The organism is Pseudomonas sp. (genome assembly GCF_050739995.1).
Classification (GTDB): Bacteria; Pseudomonadota; Gammaproteobacteria; order Pseudomonadales; family Pseudomonadaceae; genus Aquipseudomonas.
The window spans coordinates 1-9,815 of record NZ_JBOICG010000500.1 but is presented as its reverse complement, the minus strand read 5'-3'; the positions used below and the strand labels follow the sequence as shown (position 1 = coordinate 9,815).

Sequence of the window (9,815 nt, the reverse complement as noted above, 5' to 3'; positions counted from 1 at the left end):
CCCTGGACGAAGTGACCCGCGCCGACATGCAACACCTGTTACTCAAGATCAACCGCGAGCAAGGTTCGGCGGCGGTGCTGATCACCCACGATATTGATGAAGCACTGCTGCTGTCCGACCGCATCCTGCTACTGGGCAACCGCCCGGCGCGGACGTTGGGCGAATGGCACATCGACCTGCCACAGCCACGGGAAGAGCAGGTGGAGGCGATGGGTGCGCTGCGTATCGACATTCTGAAAACCTTACGGCAGGCGAGCCGCCCTCAACCCAACCCCCTTGAACTGCTGGAGCTTAGCCATGTGTCTGGATGACCTGACCCACTCGCGCCGTGACTTTCTCAAACTGTCGGCGGTGCTCAGCGCCGCCGGTGCATTACCGCTGTTGAGCAGCCTGCAAGCTCGCGCCGCCAGTGAACCGGACGCGCCTGTGCGTATCGGCTACCTGCCGATCACTGATGCCACGCCGTTGTTGGTGGCGCACAACAATGGCCTGTTCGAGGCCGAGGGCATCAAGGCCGAACGTCCGGTGTTGTTGCGTAGTTGGGCCCAGGTGATCGAGGCGTTCATTTCCGGGCAGGTCAACGTGATTCACCTGTTGTCGCCGATGACGGTGTGGGCACGCTATGGCAGTAAAGTGCCGGCCAAGGTGGTGGCCTGGAACCACGTGGGCGGTTCCGGGCTGACCGTGGCTCCCGGTATTAGCGACGTGAAGCAATTGGGCGGCAAGTCGGTGGCGATTCCATTCTGGTACTCGATCCACAACGTGGTGGTGCAGCAACTGTTCCGCGACAACGGCCTGACACCGGTGGCGCGCGCAGCGGGCAGTGCGATTGCGGCCAACGAGGTCAACCTGATCGTGTTGCCGCCTTCCGACATGCCTCCGGCCCTGGCCAGCAAGCGCATTGACGGTTACATCGTGGCCGAGCCGTTCAACGCCTTGGCGGAGAACCTCAAGGTCGGTCGCGTGCAGCGCTTTACCGGCGATGTGTGGCGCAACCATGCGTGCTGCGTGGTATTCATGCACGAGCACGACCTGACCAACCGCCCGGAGTGGTCGCAGAAGGTGGTGAACGCCATCGTCAAGGCCCAGGTGTGGACCCGCGACAACCGCGAAGAGGCGGTGAAGTTGCTGTCCAAGGACGGCCCGAACCGCTACACGCCCCACGCGGAGCCGGTGTTGAGCAAGGTCCTGGCACCGGCCGCGGCTGACCGCGCCGCTTACCTGGCCGATGGTGCGATCCAGCATGCCAACTGGGACGAACACCGTATCGACTTCCAGCCTTACCCGTTCCCCAGCTACACCGAAGAGTTGGTGCGCCGCCTGAAAGACACATTGATCGAAGGCGACAAAAAATTCCTCGCCGACCTCGATCCGGCGTTCGTCGCCAAGGACCTGGTGGATGACCGCTTCGTGCGCAACGCCATCGAGGCCGTCGGCGGCATGAAGACCTTCGGCTTGCCGGATGGCTTTGAGCGGCACGAGGAGATCGGCGTTTGAATAACCGCAGAATCCCGGGCTGGTTGCTCGGGTTGAGTGGCTTGGCGGGCTTGCTGCTGTTGTGGTGGCTTGGGGTGAAGGTGTTTGGCGAGGCTGACGGTTTGTCGGCGCGGTTTTCCCTGACGGCCACGTTCAGCAGCCTGTGGGAATTGCTCGGTCGTGGCGATCTGTACTTGCATGTTGCCGTTAGCCTCAAGCGTATCTTCGTCGGCCTGTTTCTGGCATTGCTGATCGGTGTACCGCTGGGCTTACTGGTGGGCAGTTCGCGCAACCTGGAGGCGGCGACTACCCCGGCGTTTCAGTTTTTGCGGATGATCTCACCGCTGTCCTGGATGCCCATTGTGGTGATGCTGATGGGCGTTGGGGACCAGCCGATCTACTTCCTGCTGGCCTTTGCTGCCGTGTGGCCGATCATGCTCAATACTGCCGCCGGCGTGCGTCAGTTGGACCCGCGTTGGTTGCAGTTGAGCAAGAGTTTGAGTGCCACGCGCTGGGAGACGTTGCGCCGCGTGATCATTCCCGGCGTGGTGGGACATGTGTTGACGGGCGTGCGCCTAGCCATCGGCATTTTGTGGATCGTACTGGTGCCGTGCGAAATGCTCGGCGTCAGTGCGGGGTTGGGGTATTACATTCTCGACACCCGGGATCGGCTGGCGTATTCGGAATTGATGGCGATGGTGGTGTTGATCGGTCTCCTGGGGTTTGCCTTGGATGCGCTGGCGCGATGGCTGCACCAGCGCTGGGTGCACTGACTAAGGCTTCATGTAGATATGCAAATTGCCGGGGAGGTCTGTGCGCTTTAAGGGTTGATTGGGGTCAGGAACGTGCCGGGTATCTCTGAAACCCACGGAGGCCGGTACGTTCTTGTTGTCAAACACGCCGATACCCACGGCGCCGGTCAACTCCGCCAGACCTGTCACGCCTTCCGAGGTGTTCATGTGCGCGTTGCCCACCAGGGCGATCCATTTCTCCGTACCGGAGTTTGACTGGATAGTTTCGGCGGCAAAATAATTGAATTCTTTCAGGCGTATGTCGGAGTTGACGCCCTGAATGGTGCGGCTGCGCAACGGTCGTTCATCCTTGTGCCGCGTCAGGTAGTAATGGTCCAACGGCAAGACCTCAATACCGTTTTTCCTGAACTCATCGCGAAGCTGTTTGAACGTCGGATTCGAGCGGCCATTTTTTGTGCTCCCCAAACTGCTGATGCCATCGTCCACGGCGCCAAAGGGCGGGAGGTCGATGACGCCCTCGAAGTAGACCTTTTTGACGCCTTGCGTCTTGAAGGTTTGCATATTGGCCATCAGCAATTTGAAACTGGCCATTTGTGAGTGGCTTTCTCCGAACACCAATCCTTGCGAAACCTTCAACGCTTCGGTAATCAGGTCCTGCGGCGGAATTTGCTTAGGCAGAGCAGGTAGCGTTGGCGGTGCTGGTAAGGCGCCACCGGCCTTTATCGTGTTGTGGTAATTCTCCATTTGTTGGGTGAAGTAGGCCTTTGTCTGCTCCATGCCATTGCCAGGGATGAAGTGCCCCGGTACCAGTTTGCCCATTGTGTTTTCAACATAATCCCCGGCAGGCAGTGGGGCTTTGATTGCGCCTACGTGGGGGTGAGGAGGGCGCACCACGTAGGGCTGAACACGTTGAGGGGTGTGGGTGTAGGTCTTGAGGGGATGTGGCATCAAGGTGTCCGTGGGGTTGAAGCCTTCCAGAGGAGGGCCGTAAGGCTGCAAGCGGTCAGCATCGAATGCATACCAGTGATCGTTGTGTTTGACGGCGCTTCCCACGACGGTCTGATCACCCACCTTGAGTACCCCGGTGGCTGCCGCATCAAACCGTGAGCTGGCATACGCCAAGTCGGCACCGTTGCCCATGCCGCGCAAACGTTGAATGCCTGTAGACACAGCGTTGGTGCTTTGTACGGCAAGCTTGCCCGCACCTACCGCCAGGTCGCCCAAACCACCCAGCGGGTTGAATGCGTTGACCGCGGTGGCGCCGATTATTCGACTGCCTTGAACCACCTTCGTGAGCGCGTTACTGGTTTTACCGGTGACTTTCGCCAGTTTTCCCGCCATACCCAAGCCCGCGGTGACGAAGCCGAATACATCCAGTGCCAGGTCGACAGCGGCGTCTTTGTAGTTGCCATTACTCAAATTGACGATGGCTGACCGGAGCGGGATAAGATCGAGTAAGAACTCACCCATCGAACTCAACGTGTCACTACGTTGTTCAGCGGGTGTACGGCCTTCTGCCTGGCGCCTGACAGCAGCGCTGTCGATACCCAAGCCCTTGACGACCGTTGCCGCGACTTGCTGGATACGCGGGTTCTGGAAGTGGTTGGGCCTGTGATAAATCGTTCGGTATTCCTGGAGGGCCAGAGCGTTGGCATCGGGGAAGAACTCTTCGATTTTGTTCACTTCATTGGAGACATATTCCGGCTTGCGATCTGCCGGGCGAGTGAGGATTTTTTTGATGGTGCCTTTCTCGGTGTCGAAGGCATAAGACCGAGTTTGACCGTTGTGCTCGGCTTGCACCTGTATCGTGGTGCTGGAATGAAACAAGCTGTCATCGACGAATGGAATCAGTGACGTCTTGTATGAGTTTTCTTTGAAGAATCTCAACTTGCCGTAATTGAGTTGCGTACGGTCTTCCAGGGGCAGGTGCGTGATGGCATTCATCATCAGGTGCTGCTTGATATCTTTGTAGTGCTTGGTGACCTCACTGAAGGCTTTATCGAAGGTGGCAGGAATGTTGAATTCAGGTCGCTGGGTGAAGGCAGTGAACGCTTGGAGATCGAGGGTGTTGTTTGCGAACACTTGCCAGCTGTCGTTGAGCTTCAGCCCCTGCATGGTGATGTCCAGCATTGAATAGGGATCGCTGAAACGAGGGCCAGGGGTTTCGCTCCCATAGTTTATTCGCAAAGCCTTATGCTCAAAGTCGATACCGTCGCCGAATGTCTTTTTGAGCAGCGCCAAGGCCATGGCTTTGCGGTTGGGCATTGGGGTCTCGAGCATCTCGGATGCGGTTTTCAGATCGCTCTGCTGCTGGTTGAAGGCTACTCGTGCTAATTCGACGTCTTCGTTGGAGTAAGTCTCGTCCATGTGCTCATCGACGACCTGATTGGCAATGGCCCAGTCAATCAACAAGGCTTTTTGTGTCGACTCACTGACTGGCGGCATTTCGTCGGCAGCCAGCATCACCTCGCCGAAGCTCATTAACGCGGACTTGCCGGGTGTTTCGGCTTCGATGCGTGACACCGCAAGGCATAGATTTGTCCATGCCTGGCTTCCCATGTCCACCCCGGCAGGGATGTCCTTGACCAGAAACTGTGGCGCGACGCGTGCCAGTAACAAGCGGGCGCCCAGTTCTGCGTTGTCACTTGACGTTCTGCCGCTGTTTCTCAGGTGATCGGTCAACGCCTCGATGACGTCTGCGGGTGATTTGCCGAAATAGGCATGCGCCGCCAGGTTGAAGCCCGCTACGTTGTTTCTTTTGGGGGACTCGATAGATTCAGGTTCAAGCCCTAGATGGATGGCGGCCAATACGTAATCGTTGATGCTGCTTTGGGTGGCGATGCCCTGGATATCGCGCTGGATTGCTTCACCCAGGGCCTGCGATCTTGAAGTGTCGAGCAGTTTTTCCAGTGCTTTGTCCGGGGCTTGTATGTCGCTTGCCGACAGTGACACTGCACTGGTGAGGTAATCCAAAGCGCCCAAACGAGGAGTTTGCAGAGGCAGGCCTTCCAGGTTGGCGCTGTTACAGGCGACCACGTCAAACACTTTGCGTTGGTTTGCCACGCTCAGGGGCAATGCCCACGACAAGGCACCGCCGAAATTGCCCAGTGGGTGAGTCAGGGAGTGGTCGGCGAAGGTGTCAGCCAGCGTCTGCAGGTCTGCCACTGAGGTTGGCGGACGAATTCCCTTGGCCTGGAGGAAAGTGTCAAGACTGACGTCGTGCTGTGTAAACGTTTGTTCGCGGCGAAGTGACGAGTGCGGGTCGATTGCTACGTGAGTTTCTTTCAAGGCAGCCAACACCGCTGCGGCTTCGGCGTTCTCGGGGAGTGTCTTGACGACTGTACGAAGTGCATGCACCAGCTTTTGCAGGTCACGCCGATCGCCCAAGGCGGTATTCAGTGCTAATCGGCCGTCAGGTGATGGGGCGTTGGGTGGGGAGCGTGTTACACGAGATTGCGGTGCGGGTTGCTGCGTCTTTACCGGATCAAGAGACGGCAGGGGATAGGTAAGTGACGCGGAACGACTGAAGGAAATCGTCATTATTTCTCTCACTGAAGTGCACACGAAGGAGCCAAAACAGCAACGCAGAGGTGCGTTGGGCGCTCCGGTGGGTGTGCGAATCAGCGACAGACGTTCCTGGCGGACAGTTGGGTAAGTGTGAGAAGAAAAATCAGCAGGTCTCGCCTTCAGGTCAGGAAAGCGAGACCAACGTGTAATCAGCGGTGTTCGTAACCGTGGCCGCCGTCATAGCGGTGGTCATGCCAGCCGCCACCACCGTGTGGGAAGAAGAAGCAGCCGCTCATGCTCAGCATGATCAGCAATGGAATCAGCAGTGTGATTCGACGGAACATTTCAAAATCCTCTAAGTACTTACAGGCTCTATCAGGCGTGGTACGAGCCAAACTTTTACATCGCCTGTAACATAGGACCTTGCCGACTCCCATCCATCCCCACTAACGGGTATGTGCTTGGCATGCTCGGCGGTACAAAGTGGATACATTCTCAAGGTTCAGGAACCCGTCATGACTCAAAAGCAACGTTTGAAATATTCGATTCTGATAGCCCTGGCAGTACTGGCGACGATGTTTGGTTTGTCGTACCTGCAAAACACTGGGGTTATCAGTGAGAAGACGTTCCAGTACATCGCCATTGCCGTGGCGGTGATCGTGGTCATCATCAACGGCATCATGCGTCGCAAGGTCAAGCCTCACTTCTGATCTCAAGGACGTACCTCAGGCACGCCCGTCGAGCACTTTGGCAGCCTCTTCGTGGAGGCTGTAGCTTTTATCGGCATTGAGGGTGATCACGCCCTCGCTGCACAGGCGCTTGAGCACCTCACGCACGCTGAGAAACGACAACGGGATGCCCAGCTCCAGCAAATGGCTGTGCACACCGCGTACCCCGAGGGTGCGCTGGTTGTCTGCGGCAGTGAGCAGGGCGTCGATGACTTTCAGTCGAATCAGGCTGGTGCGCAGGCCAAAACACTTGAGCAAATGGCGAATACGTTGGTTGCCTTGCTGGTCGGGAACTTTGCCAAGCGTTTGGGGCGCTGCGCTGAAATTGGCGTCGGCAGCCTGTGAGTGTCCGTCCGTGGGCAGTTGCGAGTTGTACATGCAAAAAAACTCCTTATCAGAGCCTGATCAGGAAAATGATGGCGCTCTTAGTCAGTAAGACGAACGAGCGACGCAAATCATGAAGCGACAGATGTAGAAATTTTGTCGGTATCGCGTTTGTCACAGGTCAAACGCTGCGAATCAGCCCAGCTTGGCTAAATTGTTTCGGGTTGTATGCGTCCTTACGGTGGGGAAGATGCCCGCCAGTGGGGTGTTCAATTTGACTGTGGAGCTTGCGTGATTATTTCCAACGGGTTGGCCAGGGTGTATGTGGCAGGGGTTCTGCTGGCGTTGAGCGTTGCCGCGTCGGCGCGCGAGCAGGTGGCGCAGGCGTCGGCGGAAATACGCCGCACCACGTACGGTGTGCCGCATATTCGCGCCAATGACGAACGCGGCCTGGGCTTCGGCATCGGTTACGCCTATGCCCAGGACAACCTGTGTTTACTGGCCAATGAAGTGGTGACCGTGAACGGCGAGCGCGCCCGTTACTTCGGCCCGGAGCAGGCGACGCTGGAAGAGCGCAACAACCTGGCCAGCGATGTATTTTTCACTTGGCTCAACAGCCCTGAGGCCGTTGGCGCTTTCTGGAAGGCGCAAAGCTTCCAAATGCAGCAGCGCATGCAAGGTTATGTGGCCGGCTACAACCGCTATCTGAAAGAGCAGGGCGCGCCAAACCACTGTCAGGCAACGTGGGTGAGGCCGCTGGTGGTTGAAGATTTGGTCAAACTGACACGCCGGTTGCTGGTGGAGGGCGGTGTCGGCCAATTCGCCGAAGCGCTGGTTGGCGCAAGGCCACCTCAAGCCACAGCCCGTGTGCAGCATGACGCGAAAGTCTTTGAGCTGGCGGCTGAGCGTCAGCAGCGCTTCAACCTTGAGCGGGGCAGCAATGCCGTGGCTGTTGGTCGCGATCGTTCATTCAACGGTCGTGGGATGCTGCTGGCCAACCCCCATTTCCCTTGGGTGGGCGGCATGCGCTTTTATGAGATGCACCTGACGATTCCTGGCCAATTGGACGTGATGGGCGCTGCCTTGCCCGGCTTGCCGGTGATCAATATTGGGTTCAACCAGCATGTGGCCTGGACCCATACGGTCGACACCTCCAAGCATTTCACTTTGTATCGCTTGACGCTCGACCCCAAGGATTCCACACGCTACTTGCTCGATGGTCAATCCATCCCTTTGGATAAAACCCCGGTCACCGTGCAGGTCAAGCAGTCGGACGGCAGCCTCAAGCCTCAGGTGCAGACGGTCTACAGCTCGCAGTTCGGTCCTGTGGTGCAATGGCCCGGCAAGCTGGATTGGGACAGCCATTACGCCTTCAGCCTACGCGACGCCAACCTGGGCAATAACCGCGTCTTGCAGCAGTGGTATGCGATGAACCGCGCCGCCAGCCTCAAGGAGCTGCAAGCCTCTGTCCATTCCCTGCAAGGCATCCCGTGGGTCAACACCCTGGCCGCCGACGACCAGGGCCAGAGTTTGTACATGAACCTGTCGGTGGTGCCCAACGTCAGCGCCGCCAAACTCAAACAATGCAGCGACCCTCGGGCCGGCCTGCAGATGATCATGCTCGACGGCGCCCACAGCGCCTGTGCCTGGGACGTCGACCCGCGTGCGGCCCAGCCTGGCATCTTCCCGGCCGAGCAACTGCCGCAACTGCAACGCAGCGACTACGTGCAGCATTCCAACGACTCGGCGTGGCTGGCCAACCCCAAGGCGCCGTTGACCGGGTTCTCACCCGTGATCAGCCAGGACCATATTGGCCTCGGCCCACGTGCCCGTTTCGCCGTGCAGCGCCTGCAATCCCTGGAGAAACAACCGATCACCGTCACCGACCTGCAAAACATGGTCATGGACAACGAGGTGTACCTTGCCAGCCAAGTCATGCCCGATTTGCTTGAGTTCTGCGCCAAACGCCTGGGCACGGACGCGGTTGCACTGCAGCCACTGTGCACCAGCCTGAAAAACTGGGACCAGCGCGCCAATCTCGACAGCGGCCTGGGCCTGGTGCACTTCATCAACCTGGTAGAACACCTGCAGCAGATCCCAGACGCCTGGCGCATTGCCTTCAACCCGGCCCAACCGCTCACCACGCCCCGCGGCCTAGCCATCGACCGTGCGCCCGTGGCCAAGGCGTTGCGCGAAGCCATGCTCACATCGACTGCAGAGGTCAGCAAACTCGGCCTGACCCGCTGGGGCGACATCCAAGTCTCCGGCCAAACCCCGATGCACGGCGGCCCGCAACAACTGGGCATCTACAACGCCATGCAAACCGTACCCCGTGCCGACGGCAAACGCGAAGTGGTCAGTGGCACCAGCTACCTGCAAATCGTGACCTTCGACGACAAAGGCCCCCAAGCCCTCGGCGTACTGGCGTTCTCTGAATCCAGCGACCCCACGTCGCCACACGCCAAGGACCAGACCCAAGCTTTCTCAGAGAAAAAACTGCGCCCACTGCCGTTCACCGACGCCCAGATCCAGGCTGACCCGCAGTACCGCGAGCAACGCATCAAGGAGTAAGACACGCCCGCAACTCCTTGATGCCAGTACGAAATATTTTTGAAATCAAGGGGTTGCAGGCAAAAGCAAATGAGTACATAATGGCGCCCATCGAACGCAACGAAGCATTAAAAACTTCAATGTATTCAATGATTTAGAGTAGAGGCAGGGTTTTATAGCCCACTCAAGTTTTTATACGGTGAGTGCCAGCAACAAAGGCATTGATCGTTTGAGGCCGAGTAGCAAAATGGTTATGCAGCGGATTGCAAATCCGCCTACGCCGGTTCGATTCCGACCTCGGCCTCCACTCTTGGAAACCCCGTAGATTAATGTCTACGGGGTTTTTTATTGTCTGGGATTTGATCATCGATTCCGCAACCCTACCTTTTTGCCGGTAAATTTGAGACATCGACGTCGATATGTCTCTCCTCATCGAGCCGCAGACAGCTGCAATGGCAAAGCGCTGAAGATGCTGGTC

7 protein-coding genes, 1 tRNA gene and 1 pseudogene are annotated in these 9,815 nt (G+C 57.9%); 6 read left to right on the top strand and 3 right to left on the bottom strand.

The features are described 5' to 3' along the window. The 3 genes and pseudogenes from ACRESD_RS16520 to ACRESD_RS16510 all read left to right on the top strand — a co-directional run. A pseudogene (locus tag ACRESD_RS16520) lies at positions 1-311 on the top strand (ABC transporter ATP-binding protein); the annotation flags it as partial. After that, complete coding sequence (locus ACRESD_RS16515; protein WP_431751904.1) at positions 298-1,497, top strand: ABC transporter substrate-binding protein; 1,200 nt, start codon at positions 298-300, stop codon at positions 1,495-1,497. The pseudogene ACRESD_RS16520 and the gene ACRESD_RS16515, both read left to right, overlap by 14 nt. An 11-nt stretch (positions 1,498-1,508) precedes the next feature. Beyond that, positions 1,509-2,249 (top strand): ABC transporter permease, encoded by a 741-nt coding sequence (locus ACRESD_RS16510; RefSeq protein ID WP_431751905.1) that lies wholly within the window; start codon positions 1,509-1,511, stop codon positions 2,247-2,249. Here the strand turns inward: ACRESD_RS16510 and ACRESD_RS16505 are convergent, their stop codons facing one another. Further along, positions 2,250-5,768 carry a membrane-targeted effector domain-containing toxin gene (locus ACRESD_RS16505; protein ID WP_431751903.1) on the bottom strand — a complete coding sequence of 1,173 codons (3,519 nt, stop codon included), beginning with the start codon at positions 5,766-5,768 and terminating at the stop codon, positions 2,250-2,252. It lies immediately after the preceding gene. Between the two features lie 176 nt (positions 5,769-5,944). Further along, positions 5,945-6,079, bottom strand: coding sequence for a hypothetical protein (locus tag ACRESD_RS16500; protein WP_431751902.1), 135 nt, complete (start codon positions 6,077-6,079; stop codon positions 5,945-5,947). A gap of 171 nt (positions 6,080-6,250) precedes the next feature. Between ACRESD_RS16500 and ACRESD_RS16495 the strand changes: the two genes are divergently transcribed. Further along, positions 6,251-6,445 (top strand): hypothetical protein, encoded by a 195-nt coding sequence (locus ACRESD_RS16495; protein ID WP_431751901.1) that lies wholly within the window; start codon positions 6,251-6,253, stop codon positions 6,443-6,445. Positions 6,446-6,460: 15 nt separating this feature from the next. Here the strand turns inward: ACRESD_RS16495 and ACRESD_RS16490 are convergent, their stop codons facing one another. Beyond that, positions 6,461-6,841: a fe2+ zn2+ uptake regulation protein gene (locus ACRESD_RS16490; RefSeq protein WP_431751900.1), complete on the bottom strand. Its 381-nt coding sequence runs from the start codon at positions 6,839-6,841 to the stop codon at positions 6,461-6,463. 237 nt (positions 6,842-7,078) lie between these two features. Between ACRESD_RS16490 and ACRESD_RS16485 the strand changes: the two genes are divergently transcribed. After that, entirely contained in the window at positions 7,079-9,358 is a 2,280-nt protein-coding gene (locus tag ACRESD_RS16485; RefSeq protein ID WP_431751899.1) for an acylase, read from the top strand. Positions 9,359-9,570: 212 nt separating this feature from the next. After that, positions 9,571-9,644: transfer RNA gene (locus ACRESD_RS16480), tRNA-Cys, on the top strand. Positions 9,645-9,815 lie beyond the last annotated feature (171 nt).